Consider the following 20303-nt stretch of genomic DNA (forward strand, 5'->3'; position numbering starts at 1 on the left):
TTATTGAAAATTCAGGCCTACATAATAGCCTTCACTACCGCGGATATTAAATACGGTATTGTCATCAAATAGCAGGTATTGTCCTTTGATCCCTTTTAAAGTTCCCTTGTATTGGGGGCTCTTTTCCAGGTTCAGGGACTTTACCTTGCTGGGGTACTGCAATACCGGGAAGTGTAGCTCCAGCTCCTCGGCATCGCTCATATAGTAATCGGCAACCTCTTCCGGGATATAGGGTTTCAGCCGCTCGCGCCACTCAGACAGATCCAGGTCTTCCAGGGTGTTGGTGAGCATCCGCCTCCAGTTCGTTTTATCAGAGACATGATCCTTCAGCGCCACCTCGGTGATCCCGGCCAGGTACCGGTTGGGCACCTCTACCATAATGATGGCCTCGTGGGCTCCCTGGTCTATCCACCGCGTGGGGACCTGGCTCTTACGGGTTACCCCGACCTTTACGTTGCTCGAATTGGCCAGGTACACCACGTGGGGTTGCAGCTGTACCTTCTTTTCGTATTCCAGGTCACGGTCTTCCTGGTCCAGGTGGGCTGTGCTCAGTTCCGGTTTCATGATCCAGTCCCCGGCAGACGGGATCTCAAAGAAGCAATACCTGCAGCAGCCTTGCCGGTAAATGGGCCGGTCTTCCCCGCAATTCAGGCACTGGTATTTGATGAAACTGATCTCCAGCTCCTTGTCCAGTATTTGGTTCATGTGGATAAAACTGTCCTCGAAAACCAGGAAATACTGGATTGGGTTGCCTATTTCTGTCTGCATCTTGCGTAAGACCCCTTCGTATTGCATTCGTGTTTTATTGTTTAAATCAGTTGGAAAATACTACTTTTATGCCGCAACGACAGCTGCTAAAATACCGAAAAAAATGACCATCCCGTTGTTCAATTCTATTGCGTCTTGGCTCTTAAAAAAGCGCTATCACCAGATAGAACTTTTCCTGAAGTACCCGGCCGAGGTACAGCAGGAGGTGTTACAGCAGCTGATAGACTATGCCAGGGATACCGAGGTGGGAAAGAAATACGGCTTTGACACCATTACCAATTACCGCCAATTCTCAGAACGCCTTCCTATCCTCTCTTACGAAGAGGCCGAGCCCATGATAGAGCGCAGCCGCCGGGGAGAACACAATGTGTTCTGGCCGACGGGGATCAAATGGTTTGCCAAAAGCAGTGGTACCACCAATGCAAAAAGCAAGTTTATCCCGGTAAGTACAGAAGCCCTGGAGGACTGCCATTACAAATCGGGCAAAGACCTGCTGTGCCTCTACCTTAATAATAACGAGAACTCCCAATTGTTCACCGGCAAGAGTCTCCGGCTGGGGGGTAGTAAAGAACTGTACGAAGACAACGGTACCTTTTTCGGTGACCTTAGTGCCATCCTTATAGATAATATGCCCTTCTGGGCAGAGATGAGCAGTACGCCCAGCAGCAAGGTGTCCCTGATGAGCGAATGGGAATCCAAGATGCAGGCCATCATCAGTGAAAGTATACAGGAAAATGTTACCAGCCTGGCAGGGGTGCCTTCCTGGATGCTGGTACTCCTGAACAGGGTGCTCGAGGAGACCGGCAAGAACCACCTCTTCGAGGTCTGGGAGAACCTGGAAGTGTATTTCCACGGGGGCGTCAGCTTTACTCCCTACCGGGACCAGTACCATAAACTGTTGCCCAGGAAGAAGTTCCGGTATTACGAGATCTATAACGCTTCAGAAGGTTTCTTTGCGATCCAGGACCGGAATAACGCGGACGACCTGCTGCTGATGCTCGACTATGGAATCTTCTACGAATTCATCCCCATGGATACCTACGGAACCCTGCAACAGCGTGCACTGCCTCTCTGGGAAGTTGAGGTCGGGAAGAATTACGCCATCCTCATCACTACCAATGCAGGATTATGGCGCTACAAAATAGGGGATACGGTCCGCTTTACATCTACAGACCCCTACCGCATCCGGATCACCGGCAGGACCAAACACCATATTAATGTCTTCGGGGAAGAACTGATCATAGAGAATACAGAGGAAGCCCTGAAGACCATCTGCCAGAAAACGGGGGCAGAGATCGCGGATTATACCGTGGCCCCGATTTTTATGTCCGGGAAAGAAAAAGGAGCCCACGAGTGGCTGATCGAATTCCGGAAAGCCCCGGAAGAGATCGAGTATTTTACCGAGGTCCTGGACAATGCTCTGAAATCCCTGAACTCTGATTACGAGGCCAAGCGCTATAATAATATGACCCTGAACCGGCCTAAGATCCACATTGCCAGGCCGAACCTTTTCTACGACTGGCTGAAGTCTAAAGGCAAGCTGGGAGGTCAACACAAGATACCACGATTGTCTAATGACCGGGTATATGTCGATGAATTGCTTCAGATGAACCAATAAATATGTCGAAGGGACACATATGTCCTAACTTGTGGTACTAACTTGACCCCCAAAGTTCCAAATTTTATTTAATTATGGCAGAAAGACTCGTTATATTATCCGACATGCTCGGATCGAAAAGTGGACTGTGGATCACATCCTACCTGGGATACCTGCAGCAATATTATGACATTGTATACTATGACAGCCAGCAACTGGCAAACATAGATGTTCCTATTAAAACCCTTGAAAATATAGAAGCAGCTTTCATGGAAGGCGGCATAGACACGGCGGTTGCCCACCTGCTGAAGAAAGAGGATGTGTCTTCGCACTACCTCACCTTCTGCGCCGGTGGTAACATTGCGTGGAAAGCCGGCAGGATGGGATTGCCGATGAAATCATTGACCGCTGTATCCCCGTTGGATCTCAGTGCGCAGACAGATATGCCCGATTGCCCGGTAAAACTGGTATACGGTGCTAATGATCACTACCTGAGGCCCTCTGATGAATGGATCGCCAGGCTGGCGGTACCCACCGAGGTAATCCCCGGGTTTGGGCACCAGCTTTATTCTGACGAAAAGATCATTCAGAAGATTTGTAAGGACCTGTTGGATTCATTACTGAACAGGCAGTATCAGAAACTTTAGGATACTGCTTTTAACTGCTTGACCGTATCGTGCGTCAGTTTTTTCTCGGCGTACGGTTTGGTCACGTGGAAGGTGGTCTCGTCGCTGCTTGGCAGCTCAAACATGGCATCGGTAAAGACAGCTTCACATAGGGAACGCAATCCTCGCGCCCCTAGCTTGTATTCTATTGCCTTCTCCACAATGTAATCCAGTGCCTGGTCCGTGATGGTGAACTTGATCCCATCCATATCGAACAATTTCTGGTATTGTTTGATGATGGCATTCTTGGGTTCGGTCAGGATGGCCCTCAGGGTCTTCTCATCCAGCGGGTTCATATGCGTCAGTACCGGCAGTCGGCCGATGATCTCCGGGATCAGGCCAAATTCTTTCAGATCTTTAGGAGTGATGTACTGCAGTACGTTACCTTCGTCCAGCTCTTCTCCTTTTTTGGCAGCACTGTAGCCAATGGCCTGCATGTTCAGGCGCTTGGTAATGATGCGCTCTATCCCGTCAAAAGCACCCCCTGCAATAAAGAGGATGTTCTCGGTATTCACTTCGATAAATTTCTGGTCCGGGTGTTTCCGTCCTCCTTTCGGCGGAACGTTAACCGTGGTTCCTTCCAGTAATTTCAGTAATCCCTGCTGCACACCTTCCCCGGATACGTCCCGGGTAATGGAAGGGTTGTCGCTTTTCCGCGCGATCTTGTCGATCTCGTCGATAAACACAATACCCCGTTCTGCCTTTTCAAGGTTGTAATCCGCAGCCTGTAAGAGCCGGGTCAGGATGCTTTCCACATCTTCCCCTACATAACCGGCTTCGGTCAGTACAGTGGCATCCACGATGGCCAGGGGTACATTCAGCATCTTGGCGATGGTCTTTGCCATCAGGGTCTTCCCTGTACCGGTATGCCCTACCATCACGATATTACTCTTCTGTATCTCTACCTGGTCTTCTTTGGAACTCGGCTGTAATAATCGCTTGTAGTGGTTGTACACCGCTACGGAAAGTACCTTCTTGGTGCGTTCCTGCCCGATCACGAAGCTGTCCAGGAATTCGTTGATCTCCTTAGGCTTCTTCAGGACCAGTTCAGAAGACAGGTCGTCCGTCTTGGACTGCCTGGATTCTTCGGCCACGATACCGTGTGCCTGCTCTATGCATCGGTCACAGATGTGCGCATCCAGACCTGCAATGAGTAAGTTTGTTTCCGGTTTTTTCCTACCGCAAAAGGAACATTCTAAATTTTCCTTAGCCATAATTTCTGCTCACTTTCAGAACCATAACGGGATTTTCCTCGTTTTGGTTCATTTCCTCTTCAATTTAACGCCTGTAAACCAGGACTTTAATGCTTTATATTAGCTCTTTTCTCTTTCCAGGATCTCATCGATCATTCCGTAATTCAGAGCTTCCTCGGCTCCCATCCAGTAATCACGATCACTGTCGTCATGAACCTTATCAAATTTCTGGCCGGTATGCTTGGCTATGATATGGTATAACTCGTCTTTGATCTTCAGCACTTCCTTGGCTGCGATCTCGATATCACTGGCCTGTCCCTGTGCGCCGGACATCGGCTGGTGGATCATCACCCTGGAGTGTTTTAAACCGCTGCGTTTTCCTTTCTCCCCTGCACATAACAGTACGGCGGCCATAGAGGCGGCCATCCCTGTACAGATCGTTGCCACATCGGGCTTGATGAACTGCATGGTGTCATAGATCCCTAACCCGGCATAGACACTTCCCCCGGGCGAGTTGATATATATCTGGATATCCTTAGAAGAATCTGCACTGGCTAAAAACAGTAATTGCGCCTGTACGATATTCGCAACCTGGTCACTGATCCCCGTTCCCAGGAAAATGATCCTGTCCATCATCAGCCGCGAGAAAACGTCCATCGCGATGGCATTCAACTGCCTTTCCTCGATGATGTTGGGAGTCATATTTACAGGGTACATGCTGCTGATCATTTTGTCATAGTACATGCTGTTGATTCCCTGGTCCTTGATGGCGAAATCCTTAAATTCTTTTGTGAAATCCATAGTGTATTGTCTGTCTTTAATCAAAAAAAAGGTGCCAGAAATGGTGCTTCCGGCCTTGTAAAGATAGGGAATTTAGTGGTATTCCTAGCTGACCTCTGCAAATTTGAAACCGCTATAAGCAAGACTGCCGCAACTCGTTATAAGTGCGGCAGTTCCTGTGATTACGCTGTAGATTAACCGTAGACTTCCTTAACGAAATCCTCGTAATTAACCTCTTTTGTCTTCAGGTTCGCTTTCTCTTTGTAGAGGGCGAGGAGTTTTTCACTCATCAGCTGCTCAGACAGGCGTTTTGCCTCGTCCTGGTTAGAGAGAACACGGGCCGCGATACGGTCCAGTTCTTCCTCTTCAGGGTTCATCTGCCCGTACTGTGCCATCTGGTCCTTGATAAATCCTTTGGTGAAATCCTTCAGCTCCTCGAACTGCAGTTCGATGTTGTGATCTTTCAGGATCTTACCTTCGATCAGCTGGTAACGAAGACCTTTTTCAGACTTTTCGTATTCCTCCTGGGCCTGCTCTATGCTTAGCTCTTTCTCCCCGGTGGTCTGTATCCACTTCTTCAGGAATTCGGCCGGCAGGTCAAATTCAGTGGTTTCGATCAGTCTTTCAGTGACATCGTTAAGCAGTTTCTGGTCAGCCTGCTGTTCAAACTGCTTCTCAGAATCTTCCTTGATGCGCTCTTCCAGTTCTTTCTGGCTGCTTACTTTCCCTTCGCCAAAAAGTTTGTCGAACAACTCCTGGTTCAGTTCCGCAGGTTGCCTTTCGTTGATCTCTTCGATAGTGAAGTCAACCTTTACATCCAGGTTCTCTACTTTATCATTAGAAAGTCCGAGGGCTCCGGCCAACAGGTAATCTTCTTTGAAAAGTCCTTTGGTAGAAAGGGTTACAGTATCCCCGACCTTCTTCCCGGTCAGCGCACTGATCGCTTTCTTGTCACTGATCTTTTTCAGTTCCAGGGTAGCGTTGTTGTCTATCTCGGCTTCTTCATTCCTGAAAGTACCGCGAACTTCATCTTCTTTCCCTACTTCTTCCTTGCTGATAAGTTTCCCGTACTGCTTACGGATACGTTCTACCTGCTCGTCGATCATCTTCTGGTCGGCAACGATCTTGTAGTGAGTTACCGGCTTCTTGGTCTTTAACTCCACTTCGAATTCAGGGGCAAGGCCCAGTTCAAACTCAAAAGCGAATTCCTCACTGTCCCAGTTAAAATTATCCTGTTGCTTGGGAAGGGGGTTCCCAAGTACATCCAGTTTTTCTTCGGTCAGGTACTTGTTCAGGTTGTCCTGTAATAGTTTGTTGACTTCATCAACCAATACGGCTTTCCCGTACTGTTTCTTGATCAATCCCATGGGAACCTGTCCTTTGCGGAAGCCTGGAATATTCGCCTGTTTGCGATAATCTTTCAGGATGTTTTCAACACGGTCCTGGTAATCTTCTTTGGTGATAGCGACTTTCACAATGGCATTCAACTCGTCTATCTGCTCTTTCGTAATGTTCATCTATTCTTTTAATTTATCTGAGATCCACTTTCATTAGGTTCCCCGCTGCTTTCGGCAGCTGGTTCTTATCAAATTCAGCCCTTCCGGGCGCCTTTCCCGACAGATCTTTCTATGAGGGATCTGTAAAAGGGGATGCAAAAATAGTATTTTTTAAAGAGCGCAGCAAGTTTTAAGTACGTGAGATTGAAATAACTACAGCTGTGCTAATCCTCCTTTAAAAGACCATGCAGTATGGATTGTAAGAGGGATAATAAAAGGCTGAATAACAAGGCCCACCAAATACCGTTTACAGCGAACCCGGGAACCAGGTAATCTGCCAGGAGGATGATAAGGGCATTGATGATCAGCAGGAACAACCCGAGGGTGAGAATGGTCACCGGGAGAGTCAGTACCACCAGTATAGGTTTAACGATCAGGTTCAGCAGGCTGAGTACGATAGCTACCCAGATCGCAGTCCAGAAAGATTCCACCCCTACGCCCGGTAATATATTGGCCAGGATAATAACGGCCAGGGCGTTTAACAGTAATCTTAAAATGAGTTTCATAACGTTGGTTTAAGTAACTAAAAGTAGCTAAAAAACCGCTGCTTTCCATGTCCTGTCAGAAGGATTACTGATCCTTCCCGATAAAATTCATGGAGACGTCAAAGTACTGCTTAGGGTTTTCAGCATGCAGCCAATGCCCCGCATTATCTATGGTTGCCACAGTAGCTTTGGGAAAGTGTTTCCGGATGTCGTCGCTGTCTGCCGGTGAAATATATTCTGACCGGTCTCCTCTCAGGAAGAGGGTAGGGCCATCGTAGGTAAATCCTGTGCCGATGGCTTCCCCGATCTCCTCGTACTTCTCGTCCAGCACCTCCAGGTTGCATTTAAAGCCCAGGCTGCCGTCCTTTTCCCAGCTCAGGTTCTTCAGCAGGAACTGCCGGGTACCCCAGTCCTTGATCCGTTCAGACAGGTATTCATCTGCATCCGTCCTCGATTCAAATTCGTCCAGGGGCAGGCTTTTCAGTGCCTCCAGGATCTCCTGGTGGTGAGGCGGGTAGAATTTCGGGGCGATGTCGGCCACGATAAGTTTGCTTACATTCTCCGGCCGGGTGCAGGCAAACTGCATGGCGGTCTTCCCGCCCATAGAGTGCCCCATCACGATGGCGTTCCCTATGCCGTGCTCCTGCATATAATGGTCCAGGTCGTCGGCCATGACCTCATAATTAAAGGTGTCTGACCAGAAACTCTTGCCGTGGTTCCGCTGGTCGATCAGGTGGACCTGCATTCCTTTCCGGGAATATTTATTCCCGAGGGTCTTCCAGTTATCAGACATGCCCAGGAAACCGTGCAGGATTAAAAGCGGGCTGCCTTCCCCGAGTATTTGTGAGTGTAACAGTTGTTTCATTTAAGACGTTCTAAATACATGTTTACCACCTTTTCCAGCCCCAGGTACAGCGCTTCGCTGATCAGCGCATGCCCTATGGATACTTCCAGCAGGTGGGGTACATGTTGTTTAAAATAGGCGAGGTTGTCCAGGCTGAGGTCGTGCCCTGCATTCACGCCAAGTCCGTGTTCATGGGCGATCCTGGCTGCCTCGGCGAAGGGGAGGACGGCATCCTTATCGCCTTTGGCGTAGGCCACCGCATAGGATTCTGTATAGAGTTCCACCCGGTCTGTCCCGGTCTCCGCTGCGCCCGCAACCATTTCTGGATCGGGATCGACAAAGATAGAGGTGCGGATGCCTTTCGCTTTAAAAGTAGCGATCACGTCTTTCAGGTAATCCCTGTGCTTTACCGTATCCCAGCCGGCATTGGAGGTGATGGCATCCGGGCCATCCGGGACCAGGGTCACCTGGGCAGGGATAACTTCCAGGACCAGGTTGGTAAATTTATCAATGGGGTTACCCTCTATATTCAGTTCGGTCTTTACAACCGGTTTCAGGTCGCGCGCATCCTGGTAACGGATGTGTCGTTCATCGGGCCTGGGGTGTATGGTGATTCCCTGTGCGCCGAACCGTTCCAGGTCTTTCGCGGCCTGTATTACATCGGGCACATTCCCGCCTCTTGCATTGCGCAAAGTGGCAATTTTGTTAATGTTTACACTTAATTTCGTCATTTCCTTACACTTAAGCGATTCGCCGAACAAAAATACAAATTAGGCACACCTTTTGACCTTTAAAATTGTTATTTTGCAATAGAACAGACCATGATGAAGATACAAGAACACATATCAGACCATCTCGATGTCTTTGACATTGGCGCTCCCTTACAGGACGTGGTGAAATTTTTCAGGGGTTCTGGGTACTCGCATGTCGCTGTAGTAGAGGATCGGAAGTTCCTCGGCGTCTTGTCCGAAGAGGATTTCCGGACCATCGGGGAAAAGGGCCAGCTGGCCGACCACCGGAACAGCCTGGAAACCTTTTACGTGCCCCAGGATGCTTCCTGGCTGGATATTCTTAAACTCTTCGCCGACAACCAGGCGAACCTGATGCCGGTCCTGGACCAGGAGGCTTCGGTAATAGGGTATTACGATCTCGGGGAAGTACTCGATTTCCTGGTAGAGACCCCTTTCTTTAATGAACCGGGCGCACTGCTGGTGGTTGCCACCGGGGCAAAGGATCATTCCTTCAGTGAGATTGCCCAGATCGTGGAAAGTAACAATGCCAAACTTATCGGTGCATTTATTTCAGATTACCAGAATGACATCGTGCAGACTACCATAAAGATCAGCTCCGGGAATATCAACGAGGTGCTGCAGTCTTTCCGTCGCTATAATTACACTATACTATTTGGCAATATGGACGACCAGTTCCTGGAAGACCTGAAACAACGATCGGACTACCTGGATAAATACCTAAATGTCTGATTCCCCATGAAAATTGCCATATACGGCCAGGCCGACCAGAATAATACCCTTTTATATGTACAGGAGATCCTGGATGAACTCCGCCAGCACAAGGCAGAGGTGTGTATCGAGGAAGATTTTTACAAACTCCTGAAACACGGAGACAGCCTTCCGCCACTATCCACCTTTAATGCTTCCAGGGGGCTTGATCCGGACTTTGATATGTTCGTGAGTTTTGGTGGGGACGGGACCATCCTCCGCGCCATTACCTATGTCAGGGACCTGGGCATCCCCATCGTAGGAGTCAACACCGGCAGGCTGGGTTTCCTCTCTACCTTTAAGAAGGAAGACGTCCGGAAGGTGGTGCAGGAATTCGTTGCCGGGGCCTTTACCATTGAAGAACGCAGCCTGGTGGAAGTGCTCTCCGATGAGGAGATCCCGGAATTTGATGGCTTTAATTTTGCCCTGAACGAGATTACCGTCAGCAGGAAGGATACCACCTCCATGATCACGGTAGAGACCTACCTGAATGATGAATACCTGACCTCTTACTGGGCAGACGGCCTGATCATTGCCACGCCTACGGGATCAACAGGCTACAGCCTGAGCTGTGGCGGGCCGGTGATCACTCCCTGGGCCAAGTCGCTGGTAATTACCCCCATTGCTCCACACAACCTTAATGCCAGGCCACTGGTGATCGCAGATCATACAGTTATCCGGCTGAAAGTCTCCGGCCGGGAAGACCAGCACCTGCTCTCCCTGGATTCCCGTATCGCTACCATAGAGAACGGGAGAGAGATCACTATCAGGAGGGCTGATTTTTCGATCCGCATGATCGAGTATACTTCCGAGAGCTTCCTGAAGACCCTCCGCAATAAGCTGCTCTGGGGCCAGGACCGCCGTAATTGAGTGCTTTTCAAAACAATAAATAAGGCTAATCACTGTTAAGCAAACAGGTGGGATGACCAGATGCCGGTTGCACCCTTGCCTGAAATAATTATATTTGCACCCTTTTGACATTTGATGAAGAAACTCACAGTTCTCTTATGGATGATGGCAATTTCGGCCGCGAGCGCACAGACCTACGAGGTTGGGCTCTTTGGTGGCGGGGCCAACGCTATAGGGGACGTGGGGCGAACCACTTTTATTTCGCCTAACGGGCCTGCCTTTGGCGGAATCTTTAAATGGAATAAAAGTAAGCGCTACGCCTGGAGGGCAAGCCTTATCCATGGTTCATTCACCATGGATGATGCCAAGTCTGACCAGTTTGCCCGGCAGCAACGGGGATACGTGGTAGAAAATAACGTGCTGGAAGCCTCCGCAGGGCTCGAAGTTAACTTCGTGGAATACAACCTGCATAAGCTGGGGCCGGCATTTACCCCCTATTTATATACAGGGGTCACCTATTTCCGCTACGGGTATCACTATTTTGATACCGGGCAGTTCCGGGATATCAATCAGAAAGACGGGGCTTTTGCTATCCCGATGACGGTTGGGGCCAAGAGCAGGTTGAACCAGTTTATCATCATCGGGGCAGAGATTGGCGCCAGGTATACTTTTACAGATAACCTGGACGGCAGCAACCCGGAAGGATCTAATTTTGAACAGTTTAGGTTCGGGAATATATTTAGCGACGATTGGTACGTCTTTTCCGGAATTACTGTAACTTATACCTTTGGCAGGAAACCCTGCCAGGACTGTTTTGAGTAGCATATAGGCATGAATAAGATAGAAGACATCTCCCGAGAACGTTTACCCAGGCACCTGGCCATCATTATGGATGGTAACGGCAGGTGGGCAAAACAGCAGGGCAAGATGCGTATTTTTGGTCACGAGAACGGGGTGAACGCTGTAAGGAGAACGGTGGAGAATTGCGCCAAGATCGGGATAGAGTACCTTACCCTTTACGCCTTCTCCACGGAAAACTGGAATCGCCCGAAAATTGAAGTGGACACCCTGATGAAACTGCTGGTGGCTTCACTCAGGAAAGAGCTTAAAACCCTGCATAAGAATAATATAAGGTTGAATGCCATAGGCAATATGGATGCCCTTCCCAAAAAAGCCCGGAGAGAGCTGGAGGAGGTTATGGAAAAGACCTCGGGGAACGATGCCATGACCCTTACCCTCGCCCTCAGCTACGGAGCGCGGGAGGAAATAAAACAGGCGGTTCAGCAAATAAGTACCAAAGTTAAAAATAATATAATTTCGCCCGAAAACATTGATGAAACAATTATAAATACTCATCTTTACACGCACAATTTACCAGACGTAGACCTGCTTATTCGTACCAGCGGAGAGCACCGGATCAGCAATTTTTTACTGTGGCAGATTGCCTACGCCGAGTTATATTTTATTGATGTATTTTGGCCCGATTTTGATGAGCAACATTTGGTAGCGGCAATTATAAATTACCAGAACAGAGAACGAAGATTTGGAAAAACAAGCGAACAACTCATCTAGCGGTATGACTAAGTACATATCTCTTGAACACTTCATTACCCTATTACTCCTTCTAATTACGACCTTAACATACTCCCAGGAGACTTCCTATGAGGACGGTAAGCAATATATTCTTGGTGGGCTGGAAGTAACCGGCCTGCAGAGCTATAACGAGCAGACCGTAAAGACCTATACCGGTTTAAGGGTAGGGGAGCCCATCACCCTTCCGGGTGATAAGATCAGCGAGGTGATCAAGAAGTTATGGGGTCTGGAACTTTTCTCGGACATCTCGTTCTATATTACGGACGTACAGGGAGACCAGGTGTTCCTGGAGCTGCAGATCGAGGAACGGCCAACGCTCTCTGCCGTGACCATCAACGGGATCAAACAACGAAAGACAGACGAGATCATCAAGGATACCGATCTCAAGAAAGGTAAGAAGATCACTAAGAGTCTTATCGCTAATACCAAGAATTATCTGCAGAACAAGTACCGCAAGCAGGGTTACCTGAACACCAAGGTTAATATCATCACGGCCAAGGACACCGTAGATACCAATACGGAACGCATGCTCATCAATGTAGACAAGGGTGAGAAAGTGAAGATCCGCGATATCATCATCGAAGGCAACGAAGAGCTGTCTGACAAAAGGCTTCGCAAAGCGCTTAAAAACACCAAGGAAAAGCAATTTGGTCGTTTCTGGAAGAAATCCAAGTTCATCGGGGACGATTTCGAAGAAGACCTGACCTCCCTGATCGACAAATATGCCGAGAACGGTTACCGGGATGCCCGGGTATTGTCCGATACCACGATCAAGGTAAACGAAAACCTGATCGATGTAAAGATCACAGTAGAAGAAGGAGATAAGTACTATTTCGGGGATATCGACTTCGTCGGGAATACGGTCTACACAGACCGGCAGCTGAGCCAGGTCCTGGGGATCAAGAAAGGGGCCACCTATAACGGGGTGCTGCTGCGCAAACGTATTGCGGATGATTCCAAACCTGATGGGGAAGACCTGACCAACCTGTACCAGAACAACGGTTACCTGTTCTCACAGATCAACCCGGTCGAGGTTTCTGCCGCCAATGATACCATCGATTTTGAGATCCGTATTATCGAAGGAAAGGAAACCTTCCTTAACCATGTGACCGTGGTGGGGAACGACAAAACGAATGACCACGTGATCTTCAGGGAACTGAGGACCCGTCCCGGGCAGAAATACAGTAAAGACAATATTATTCGTTCTGTACGGGAACTGGGGCAACTCGGTTTCTTCGACGCCGAACAGATCAAGCCGGATATCCAGAACGCCGATCCTAACTCCGGGACCGTAGACCTGAAGTACAGCCTTGTGGAATCTGGCTCCAGCCAGATCGAGCTGCAGGGTGGTTACGGTGGAGGAGGTTTTATCGGGACACTCGGACTGTCTTTCAGCAACTTCTCTATCCAGAACCTGTTCAACGGGGAGGCCTATAAGCCGGTCCCAATGGGGGACGGACAGACCTTTGCCCTTCGACTGCAGGCCAGCCGTACTTTCAGGGTGTACAGCCTGAATTTTTCCGAGCCATGGCTTGGTGGAAAGAAACCGGTCCGTTTTAATATGTCCTTATCCCGTACCCAGCAGTTCCTGGCATCATTCAGCAACAGCGGGCGGGTAGAAGTAAATAAAGACCAGCAGTTCTCTATTACCGGGATCTCCCTGGGGCTTGCAAAACGCGTGCAATGGCCAGATGATTTCTTTACAGTATCTCATGCTGTAGGCTACCAGTTATACGATTTCCAGAACTACCGTACCGGGCTCTTTAACTTTGGTAACGGTAAATCCAATTCCCTGGCTTATACCATTGGTATCTCCAGGAGTTCAGCCGGTCCGGGCCGTATCTACCCGATCACCGGGTCCAATTTCGAGATCAGTGCAAAGTTCACACCGCCATATTCGCTGTTCAGCGACAAGGATTTTGCCGCCCTCAAGGATCGCAGCCAGGAACTAAGTGCTTTACAGCTTGAAAGACAGCAGCAGGGACTTACCCTGAACGAAGCTGAAAGAAATGAATTGGAGAGCATAGACCAGGAACGATTCAACTGGCTGGAATACTACAAGGTTAAATTCGCCGGGGACTGGTACACCAGGCTGGTGGATAAACTGGTGCTGCGGACCAACGTGGAATTCGGTTTCCTCGGTAACTACAACAGCGATGTCGGGAAAGTGCCATTTGAGCGATTCTTCCTTGGAGGAGACGGGCTTGGAAGGAACTTCACCCTGGATGGCCGTGAGACCATTCAGCTGCGTGGATATGAAAATAACTCCCTTACCCCTGTGGATCCCCTTACCGGGCAGCAGGAAGGAGGTATAGTGTACAACAAGTACTCCTTGGAACTGCGCTACCCGCTTACCCTGAAGCCATCGGCTTCTATTTACGGGCTGGTATTTACAGAGGCCGGGAATTCCTTCAACAATTTTCAGGAGTTTAATCCGTTCCTGATTAAAAGATCGGCCGGAGTAGGGTTAAGGATATTTATGCCTGCCTTTGGATTACTGGGTATTGATTTCGGGTATGGGTTTGATGAGGATCTCAGGCCACAGTCGTCAGGATCAGGGCCCAGCGGGTGGCAGACCCACTTTATCATAGGACAGCAGTTTTAATTGCCCTGGAAAACCTAACAGGCTCATTTATAAATAAATACTATTTTTGGCACGATATTTTCTATGTACTAAAAGAATTCAGAAATGAAACATAAAGTTCTTCTGACATACCTGCTGATTTTTCTCTCGTTTTATGCGATGGCACAGAGGGGTGTTCGTATCGGCTATGTAGACATGGAGTATATCCTTGAGAATGTTGAAGAGTATCGTGAAGCCAATGAGCAATTGGCTAAAAAGGTCCAGAAATGGAAACTGGAGATCGAGGAGCAGCGCAACGTGGTAGAGCAGATGAAGAAAGACCTGATGGCCGAAAAAGTGCTGTTGACGGAGGAGCTGATCGCAGAGCGGGAAGAAGAGATTCAGATCCTGGAAAAGGAACTGCTGGATTACCAGCAGGACCGCTTTGGACCACAGGGAGACCTGGTGCTCCAGAAACGGTTGCTGATACAGCCGATACAGGACCAGGTTTTCAATGAAGTACAGCAGATCGGGGCCAATAAAAAGTATGATTTTATTTTTGATAAATCTGCGGATGTTGTAATGTTGTACTCCGAAAAAAGGCACGATATCAGTGATTTGGTGCTTCGCGGAATTGCCCGCACCCGGAAGGTCAGCAAACCCAAAGAGAAGAAAATAGATCCGAAAAGGATAGCCGACCTGGAAGCAGAGGATGAGGAAGAGGAAGAAATAAGTGAAGCCCTGCAGGAAAGACAGGAACGTGCAGAACAGGCAGCAGAGGCAAGAGCGAAGACAGTAGAAGAAAGAAGGGCCGAACAACAGCGGATCCGGGAGGAACGTAAGAAAGCCTACGAAGAACGAAGAAAGAAATTACTGGAAGAAAGGGAAGCCAGGTTAAAAGCACGGGAAGCCCAGAGGAATAACGTGGAAACAGACAGTACAACAACTAAAGACCCAAATTAAATATCTTAAAATTAACACTCAAAAAGTAAACTAGAAATCATGAAACACGTAATGAAAGTAGCAGCCGTTTTATTGTTTTTTGTAGCCGCTACAGGTTTTGTAAATGCCCAGAGCAAGGTTGCGCATATCAATGTCAACGAACTGTTGTCATCTATGCCAGAAATGAAGGCGGCACAAGGAGAGCTTAAGAAGCTTCAGGAAACGTACAGGGCAGATATCGAATCTTCCATGACCGAGTTGAAGAATAAATTCACCCAGTACCAGAACGAAGCAGCGGCTAAATCAGAAGAAGAGAACCAGAAGAGAGCACAGGAGCTGCAGGGATTTGAAAAGAATATCGGCGAAGCTCAGCAAGCTGCCCAGCAGGAACTGCAGAAAAAGCAGGCAGAGCTCTTTGAGCCTATCTCCAAGAAAGCCAAGGCAGCTATTGAAAGAGTTGCAGCGGCCCAAGGGTATGACTACGTGATCGACGCCAGCCCGGGACTCGGAGTTATCGTTGCCAAAGGAAAAGACCTTCTTCCTGACGTAAAGAAAGAACTGGGATTCTAAGGAACCCCATCCGTTAAAAAATTAAACCGCCAATCATGGCGGTTTTTTTATTTTTACAAAGTACACAAGCAATACATGGACAACAGGCCGATAGGAATATTTGACTCCGGGATAGGGGGGACCTCCATTTGGAAGGAGATCCATGCTTTACTTCCTTCAGAACACACTATCTACCTTGCAGACAGCAAAAATGCTCCCTACGGGGAACGCAGCCCGGAAGAGATCCTGGCGCTCAGCGTCAAGAATACCGAATTCTTGTTGGGTATGGGCTGTAAAATGATCGTAGTGGCCTGTAATACCGCCACCACGAATGCTATAGACCACTTAAGGGCCCATTATGACCTGCCTTTTATCGGGATAGAACCTGCCATTAAACCCGCTGCCCTGCAATCAAATACTAAAAAGGTTGGGGTGCTGGCCACCAAGGGGACGCTCAGCAGCGCCCTCTTCCATAATACCTCCAGGCTGCATGGCAACGGTATAACTATCATGGAACAGGAAGGAAAAGGGCTGGTGCCCTTGATAGAAGCCGGGAAAGAAAATTCCGCGGAAACCCGGGAGTTATTGAAAAAATACCTGTCGCCGATGATAGCCGCCCGCATAGATTACCTGGTACTGGGCTGCACCCATTATCCCTACCTGGTCCCCGTGCTGAAGGAGTTATTGCCCGAAGGCGTCCGTATCATCGATTGTGGGGAAGCCGTGGCAAGGCAGACGCGGAATATCCTTGAGAAGAATAATATGCTTGCCACAACAGGGCAGCCGGGGAAACCGGAATTCTACAGCAATACCGGCACAGAGGTGTTGCGCTCCCTGTTAAGGGATGTCACCGGGGATATCATTGTCGAACACCGTGATTTCTGATCTTTTTATGACCGTTTCCTGGTAAAGGTCCTGTAGGTAAAAGAATAATCGTGCCGGTCATCTGCCGGGTGAAACACCTCGGCCTGCAGCGTCCAGTCTTCCGGGTCGATCTCCGGGAAGAAGGCATCCGCCTCAAACTCCCCGTGTACCCTTGTGATCTCCAGGCTGTCTGCATAGGGCATCCCCATCTTGTAGATCTCCCCTCCGCCTATAATATAGGTTACGGGCTCAGAGGCGGTAACTTCGAGGGCCTCTTCCAGGGAATGTACCACCTGGCATTCCGGGTGCTCTATCTTGTACTCCCTGTCCCGGGTGATCACGATGTGGAAACGGTTGGGAAGCGGCTTGGGGAAGCTCTCAAAGGTCTTCCTGCCCATGATGATCTTGTGCCCGGTGGTGAGGGCTTTAAAACGCTTAAAGTCGTCCGGAAGCCGCCAGAGCAGATCGTTATCCTTGCCTATTGCATTGTTGTCCGCCACTGCGGCGATCATTGTGTATACACCCACTATTCTGTTCTTTTATTGATTTGTGATTCGGGAAAATCGGTTTCTATCTCTTTCTGCATGCGGGCGAGCTTCTCCCGCTGTTTCCGCACCAGGATCTCCCGCTGCTTTCGTTCCCAGTCCCTGCCCATGAACTTATCCGTGACAAATACGTTGATCAGGTGCACGATGAACAGGAAGGCCCAGAAGGTGATCGCCCAGATGAACCAGTCATATTCTTCCCCGTACTTCAGGATCTTGTTGATCAGTACCAGGAAGACGCTTCCGATGAGGAAGAGCACAAAATGACGGTACAACCGTTTCTTCTGCCGGATCCGGTGATGGGCATATTCCAGCTGCTCGTGTTGTTCGTGGGCGATTTCTGTTTCCTTTTTATTTTTGTTGAACATGCTTATCCCTATATTTAGTAACAAAGATAAAGATAATCCCTCTCTGCCTTGCGGCCATATATTACCGCTGTATGATACGAAAACATTTCCCGATCCTGGAACATTATACCTATGCCAATACCGCCGCCTTCGGACTAATGTCCGAAGGATTGCAGGAATGGCGGCAGGACCATGACCTCGACTACCTGGTTGGGGGCGGGCGTATGAAGATAGAAAGTCTTTCCCTCATCTCGGAGACCCGGAAAACCATTGCGAATTTTTTTAATACAGACCCCGGGAGGGTCTCCCTGCTGCCCAATTTTTCCATCGGGCTCAATTTCCTGCTGGAAGGGCTTGATAAGAACAGCCGGGTACTCCTGCTGGAGAATGATTACCCCTCCGTAAACTGGCCCTTTGAAAAGCGGGGCTTTCGCGTAACCTTTGTGCCTGTGGCCGCAGACCTGGAACAGCGTATAGAAGAGCTGGTATCCGCAGGAAAGATCGATATCCTCGCCCTGAGCCTGGTACAGTGGCAGGATGGGGTGATGATCAGCATGGATTTCCTGAGGGATCTTAAGAAAAAATACCCGGACTTGCTGGTCATTGCCGATGGTACGCAATTCTGCGGCGCCTTCAGCCTGGACTTCCGGGAGAGCGGCATCGATGTATTAGGGGCCAGTGGTTACAAATGGATGCTGGGGGGAACAGGCAACGGTTTCCTGCTTTTCAGCGAAAACTCCATGCAAAAACTGAACCCTTTGGTCACCGGTTTTAACGCCTCCGGCGCCAACCTGGACCGGAAGGATGAGATCCCTTTTTCAAGGCAGTTTGAACCCGGACACCTGGACAGTCTTTGTTTCGGAAGCCTGAATTTTTCCCTGCAGTTCCTGCAGCAGGCCGGCATGCCGGCCATAGAGGCCTATAACCGGGATTTGTCCCGGCATGCCAGCGAAGTATTCGGAAGCCGGGGATTACTCTCAGGCACCGTACAATCTCGCCCCGTCCACAGCACTATTTTCAATATTAGAGGGGATACAGCTTTATACGAATTCCTGGTATCCCGGGATGTGATGTGCAGTCAACGGGGAGGCGGAATACGGCTTGCCTTCCATGCCTATAACACCAGGGAAGATATAGACCGTATTGCCGGGCTTTGGGATCAGTCCGGATCCTGATTGACATATCCTGAATTCCGCGCCTGTATTTTGAGAAGGAATTTTCATTGTTCGTCAATTTTTATTAAATTGATAATTCTCTGTTAACCAATTGTGTATTAAGAGTTTTATGTATTCATTTGCTTCTGCAATTTGAAAACAACCTGTATCAATTAATAATATTATATCATGGCTATTACAAAACAATACCTCAAGACTAAACCGGTATGCAAAGTGACATTTACCCTGCCTGCAGAAGACGCATCTAAAGTGGCAGTGGTTGGAGATTTCAATAACTGGAACCCAAAAGGGAGTGCATTGAAGAAATTAAAGAACGGAAAGTTTAAAGGTACTTTTGATCTTCCTAAAGACAACACTTACGAGTTTAAATATCTTGTGGACGGTGCCTATGTCAACGACGGGGAAGCCGATCGTTACCAGTGGAATGATTTCGCAGGTACTGAGAACGGGGTACTGGAACTCTGATGTCAACTGAAAAGAAAGAATTAACGGGGCGATCAGCCCCGTTTTTTATTCCCTATTTTCCCGTGAAAATATAGTTCTTGTAGCAGCCGTCGAGATCCTCGAACACCTGTCCTATCCCGAGTCCCGCCTCATCTGCCAGCCATTGTACCGTGCGGTGATCATACTTCTGCGAAATCTCTGTGTGAATACTCTCCCAGGCTTCCAGGGTGATCTGCAGGTCTAGTTTGCCCAGGTAAACCGATTGTTTTTTGGTCGATACCAGGTAGCTCCGCGCCGTACCGGTTTCCGGGTCATAAGTTTCCCAATGCTTAAAATTGTCAGGTTCAAAGTTGGCGTCCAGTTCGCGGTTCATCCGCACCAGGATATTCTTATTGAAGGCTTCGGTTATACCGGCCGGATCATTGTAGGCATCCAGGATGGTCTGCGGATCCTTTTTCTGGTCAAACCCTATGAAAAGAAGGTCTTCCGGCCCCATCAGCTGCCTGATCCCCTTCAGGAATTCAATGGCCTTTTTATGAAGCAGGTTCCCAATATTGGATCCCAGGAAGAGTATTACCTTCCGCTCCTTTACGTCCTGCAGTTTTTCCAGTATTTCAAAATAGGTTCCTTCCATCGGATGGATGGCCACCCCTGGTATTTCTTTTTCTACCGATCTTTGCAGCTGTTCCAGGACATTGCCACTGATATCGATAGGCAGGTATTTAAAATCGGCCTGCTGTTCCAGCAGTTCCTTCAGCAGTATCTTGGTCTTCTTGCCATCTCCCGCCCCCAGTTCAATGAGGTTAAAAGGTTGCCTTCCCTTGGCAAACTGCCGGCAGATATCTGCCCGGTTGGTCTCCAGGAGACGAAACTCGCAGCGGGTCAGGTAGTACTCCGGCATCTCCATGATGTCCTGGAAGAGCTGGTCGCCTGCCTTGTCGTAAAAATATTTGGACGAGAGGTGCTTGGGGTAATCCGTGAGCCCCCGGTATACATCTCTTTCAAAAGGAGATTTTAATGTGGATAGGGTATGTGGTTGCATAGT

The 20303-nt window shown here is 48.9% G+C and carries 22 protein-coding genes; 12 read left to right on the forward strand and 10 right to left on the reverse strand.

Going from position 1 to position 20303, the window contains the following annotated elements; genetic code table 11:
* Positions 1-795 carry a DUF2797 domain-containing protein gene (locus CLV82_RS06310; protein ID WP_133643490.1) on the reverse strand — a complete coding sequence of 265 codons (795 nt, stop codon included), beginning with the start codon at positions 793-795 and terminating at the stop codon, positions 1-3.
* Positions 796-871: 76 nt separating this feature from the next.
* On the opposite strand from CLV82_RS06310, the gene CLV82_RS06315 reads away from it, so the two are divergent.
* Positions 872-2386: a GH3 auxin-responsive promoter family protein gene (locus tag CLV82_RS06315; protein ID WP_133643491.1), complete on the forward strand. Its 1515-nt coding sequence runs from the start codon at positions 872-874 to the stop codon at positions 2384-2386.
* 104 nt (positions 2387-2490) lie between these two features.
* Entirely contained in the window at positions 2491-3012 is a 522-nt protein-coding gene (locus CLV82_RS06320) for a dienelactone hydrolase family protein (protein ID WP_243744160.1), read from the forward strand.
* Here the strand turns inward: CLV82_RS06320 and clpX are convergent.
* The 6 genes from clpX to CLV82_RS06350 form a co-directional block, all read right to left on the reverse strand.
* On the reverse strand, positions 3009-4244 hold the full coding sequence (gene clpX / locus CLV82_RS06325) for an ATP-dependent Clp protease ATP-binding subunit ClpX (protein WP_133643493.1): 1236 nt from the start codon (positions 4242-4244) through the stop codon (positions 3009-3011). The two genes, CLV82_RS06320 and clpX, sit on opposite strands and share 4 nt — an antisense overlap.
* A gap of 99 nt (positions 4245-4343) precedes the next feature.
* Positions 4344-5024: an ATP-dependent Clp endopeptidase proteolytic subunit ClpP gene (gene clpP / locus CLV82_RS06330; protein WP_133643494.1), complete on the reverse strand. Its 681-nt coding sequence runs from the start codon at positions 5022-5024 to the stop codon at positions 4344-4346.
* 173 nt (positions 5025-5197) lie between these two features.
* Positions 5198-6520: a trigger factor gene (gene tig / locus CLV82_RS06335; RefSeq protein ID WP_133643495.1), complete on the reverse strand. Its 1323-nt coding sequence runs from the start codon at positions 6518-6520 to the stop codon at positions 5198-5200.
* 203 nt (positions 6521-6723) lie between these two features.
* Positions 6724-7065, reverse strand: a complete 342-nt coding sequence (locus tag CLV82_RS06340) for a phage holin family protein (RefSeq protein ID WP_133643496.1) — start codon at positions 7063-7065, stop codon at positions 6724-6726.
* Positions 7066-7129: 64 nt separating this feature from the next.
* Complete coding sequence (locus CLV82_RS06345; RefSeq protein ID WP_133643497.1) at positions 7130-7909, reverse strand: alpha/beta fold hydrolase; 780 nt, start codon at positions 7907-7909, stop codon at positions 7130-7132.
* Positions 7906-8619 (reverse strand): pyridoxine 5'-phosphate synthase, encoded by a 714-nt coding sequence (locus CLV82_RS06350; protein ID WP_133643498.1) that lies wholly within the window; start codon positions 8617-8619, stop codon positions 7906-7908. The genes CLV82_RS06345 and CLV82_RS06350 overlap by 4 nt, the downstream gene beginning before the upstream one ends.
* A gap of 90 nt (positions 8620-8709) precedes the next feature.
* On the opposite strand from CLV82_RS06350, the gene CLV82_RS06355 reads away from it, so the two are divergent.
* The 8 genes from CLV82_RS06355 (at position 8710) to murI (ending at position 16768) form a co-directional block, all read left to right on the forward strand.
* Complete coding sequence (locus CLV82_RS06355) at positions 8710-9369, forward strand: CBS domain-containing protein (protein WP_317128273.1); 660 nt, start codon at positions 8710-8712, stop codon at positions 9367-9369.
* Positions 9370-9375: 6 nt separating this feature from the next.
* Entirely contained in the window at positions 9376-10257 is an 882-nt protein-coding gene (locus tag CLV82_RS06360; protein ID WP_133643499.1) for an NAD kinase, read from the forward strand.
* 114 nt (positions 10258-10371) lie between these two features.
* Positions 10372-11058 carry a type IX secretion system protein PorG gene (porG, locus tag CLV82_RS06365; protein WP_133643500.1) on the forward strand — a complete coding sequence of 229 codons (687 nt, stop codon included), beginning with the start codon at positions 10372-10374 and terminating at the stop codon, positions 11056-11058.
* Positions 11059-11067: 9 nt separating this feature from the next.
* Positions 11068-11808, forward strand: coding sequence for an isoprenyl transferase (locus CLV82_RS06370; RefSeq protein ID WP_133643501.1), 741 nt, complete (start codon positions 11068-11070; stop codon positions 11806-11808).
* A 4-nt stretch (positions 11809-11812) separates the two neighbouring features.
* Positions 11813-14434 (forward strand): BamA/OMP85 family outer membrane protein, encoded by a 2622-nt coding sequence (locus CLV82_RS06375; RefSeq protein WP_133643502.1) that lies wholly within the window; start codon positions 11813-11815, stop codon positions 14432-14434.
* A gap of 84 nt (positions 14435-14518) precedes the next feature.
* Positions 14519-15355 carry an OmpH family outer membrane protein gene (locus CLV82_RS06380; RefSeq protein ID WP_133643503.1) on the forward strand — a complete coding sequence of 279 codons (837 nt, stop codon included), beginning with the start codon at positions 14519-14521 and terminating at the stop codon, positions 15353-15355.
* A gap of 39 nt (positions 15356-15394) precedes the next feature.
* Entirely contained in the window at positions 15395-15904 is a 510-nt protein-coding gene (locus CLV82_RS06385) for an OmpH family outer membrane protein (RefSeq protein ID WP_133643504.1), read from the forward strand.
* Positions 15905-15979: 75 nt separating this feature from the next.
* Complete coding sequence (murI, locus tag CLV82_RS06390; RefSeq protein ID WP_133643505.1) at positions 15980-16768, forward strand: glutamate racemase; 789 nt, start codon at positions 15980-15982, stop codon at positions 16766-16768.
* Positions 16769-16773: 5 nt separating this feature from the next.
* Here murI and CLV82_RS06395 read toward each other — a convergent pair whose 3' ends face one another.
* Both CLV82_RS06395 and CLV82_RS06400 read right to left on the reverse strand, forming a co-directional pair.
* The gene (locus CLV82_RS06395; RefSeq protein WP_133644472.1) at positions 16774-17259 is read right to left on the reverse strand and encodes a dihydrofolate reductase; all 486 of its coding nucleotides are present in this window, start codon (positions 17257-17259) and stop codon (positions 16774-16776) included.
* A gap of 14 nt (positions 17260-17273) precedes the next feature.
* On the reverse strand, positions 17274-17660 hold the full coding sequence (locus CLV82_RS06400; RefSeq protein ID WP_133643506.1) for a 2TM domain-containing protein: 387 nt from the start codon (positions 17658-17660) through the stop codon (positions 17274-17276).
* A gap of 71 nt (positions 17661-17731) precedes the next feature.
* Here CLV82_RS06400 and CLV82_RS06405 point away from each other — a divergent pair, with 71 nt between their 5' ends.
* Together CLV82_RS06405 and CLV82_RS06410 are read left to right on the forward strand one after the other, a co-directional pair.
* The gene (locus tag CLV82_RS06405) at positions 17732-18814 is read left to right on the forward strand and encodes an aminotransferase class V-fold PLP-dependent enzyme (protein WP_133643507.1); all 1083 of its coding nucleotides are present in this window, start codon (positions 17732-17734) and stop codon (positions 18812-18814) included.
* 168 nt (positions 18815-18982) lie between these two features.
* On the forward strand, positions 18983-19279 hold the full coding sequence (locus CLV82_RS06410) for an isoamylase early set domain-containing protein (protein WP_133643508.1): 297 nt from the start codon (positions 18983-18985) through the stop codon (positions 19277-19279).
* A 52-nt stretch (positions 19280-19331) separates the two neighbouring features.
* On the opposite strand, the gene egtD is transcribed toward CLV82_RS06410, so the two are convergent.
* Positions 19332-20300 (reverse strand): L-histidine N(alpha)-methyltransferase, encoded by a 969-nt coding sequence (egtD, locus tag CLV82_RS06415; RefSeq protein ID WP_133643509.1) that lies wholly within the window; start codon positions 20298-20300, stop codon positions 19332-19334.
* Positions 20301-20303 lie beyond the last annotated feature (3 nt).

Origin of the sequence: Zeaxanthinibacter enoshimensis (assembly GCF_004362865.1) — a bacterium.
GTDB lineage: Bacteria > Bacteroidota > Bacteroidia > Flavobacteriales > Flavobacteriaceae > Zeaxanthinibacter > Zeaxanthinibacter enoshimensis.

Bases quoted from the DNA above. Each gene is read 5' to 3' on its own strand.
- CLV82_RS06310 (WP_133643490.1), bottom strand. From the start codon at position 795: ATGCAATACGAAGGGGTCTTACGCAAGATGCAGACAGAAATAGGCAAC.
- CLV82_RS06315 (WP_133643491.1), top strand. From the start codon at position 872: ATGACCATCCCGTTGTTCAATTCTATTGCGTCTTGGCTCTTAAAAAAG.
- CLV82_RS06320 (WP_243744160.1), top strand. From the start codon at position 2,491: ATGCTCGGATCGAAAAGTGGACTGTGGATCACATCCTACCTGGGATAC.
- clpX (WP_133643493.1), bottom strand. From the start codon at position 4,244: ATGGCTAAGGAAAATTTAGAATGTTCCTTTTGCGGTAGGAAAAAACCG.
- clpP (WP_133643494.1), bottom strand. From the start codon at position 5,024: ATGGATTTCACAAAAGAATTTAAGGATTTCGCCATCAAGGACCAGGGA.
- tig (WP_133643495.1), bottom strand. From the start codon at position 6,520: ATGAACATTACGAAAGAGCAGATAGACGAGTTGAATGCCATTGTGAAA.
- CLV82_RS06340 (WP_133643496.1), bottom strand. From the start codon at position 7,065: ATGAAACTCATTTTAAGATTACTGTTAAACGCCCTGGCCGTTATTATC.
- CLV82_RS06345 (WP_133643497.1), bottom strand. From the start codon at position 7,909: ATGAAACAACTGTTACACTCACAAATACTCGGGGAAGGCAGCCCGCTT.
- CLV82_RS06350 (WP_133643498.1), bottom strand. From the start codon at position 8,619: ATGACGAAATTAAGTGTAAACATTAACAAAATTGCCACTTTGCGCAAT.
- CLV82_RS06355 (WP_317128273.1), top strand. From the start codon at position 8,710: ATGATGAAGATACAAGAACACATATCAGACCATCTCGATGTCTTTGAC.
- CLV82_RS06360 (WP_133643499.1), top strand. From the start codon at position 9,376: ATGAAAATTGCCATATACGGCCAGGCCGACCAGAATAATACCCTTTTA.
- porG (WP_133643500.1), top strand. From the start codon at position 10,372: ATGAAGAAACTCACAGTTCTCTTATGGATGATGGCAATTTCGGCCGCG.
- CLV82_RS06370 (WP_133643501.1), top strand. From the start codon at position 11,068: ATGAATAAGATAGAAGACATCTCCCGAGAACGTTTACCCAGGCACCTG.
- CLV82_RS06375 (WP_133643502.1), top strand. From the start codon at position 11,813: ATGACTAAGTACATATCTCTTGAACACTTCATTACCCTATTACTCCTT.
- CLV82_RS06380 (WP_133643503.1), top strand. From the start codon at position 14,519: ATGAAACATAAAGTTCTTCTGACATACCTGCTGATTTTTCTCTCGTTT.
- CLV82_RS06385 (WP_133643504.1), top strand. From the start codon at position 15,395: ATGAAACACGTAATGAAAGTAGCAGCCGTTTTATTGTTTTTTGTAGCC.
- murI (WP_133643505.1), top strand. From the start codon at position 15,980: ATGGACAACAGGCCGATAGGAATATTTGACTCCGGGATAGGGGGGACC.
- CLV82_RS06395 (WP_133644472.1), bottom strand. From the start codon at position 17,259: ATGATCGCCGCAGTGGCGGACAACAATGCAATAGGCAAGGATAACGAT.
- CLV82_RS06400 (WP_133643506.1), bottom strand. From the start codon at position 17,660: ATGTTCAACAAAAATAAAAAGGAAACAGAAATCGCCCACGAACAACAC.
- CLV82_RS06405 (WP_133643507.1), top strand. From the start codon at position 17,732: ATGATACGAAAACATTTCCCGATCCTGGAACATTATACCTATGCCAAT.
- CLV82_RS06410 (WP_133643508.1), top strand. From the start codon at position 18,983: ATGGCTATTACAAAACAATACCTCAAGACTAAACCGGTATGCAAAGTG.
- egtD (WP_133643509.1), bottom strand. From the start codon at position 20,300: ATGCAACCACATACCCTATCCACATTAAAATCTCCTTTTGAAAGAGAT.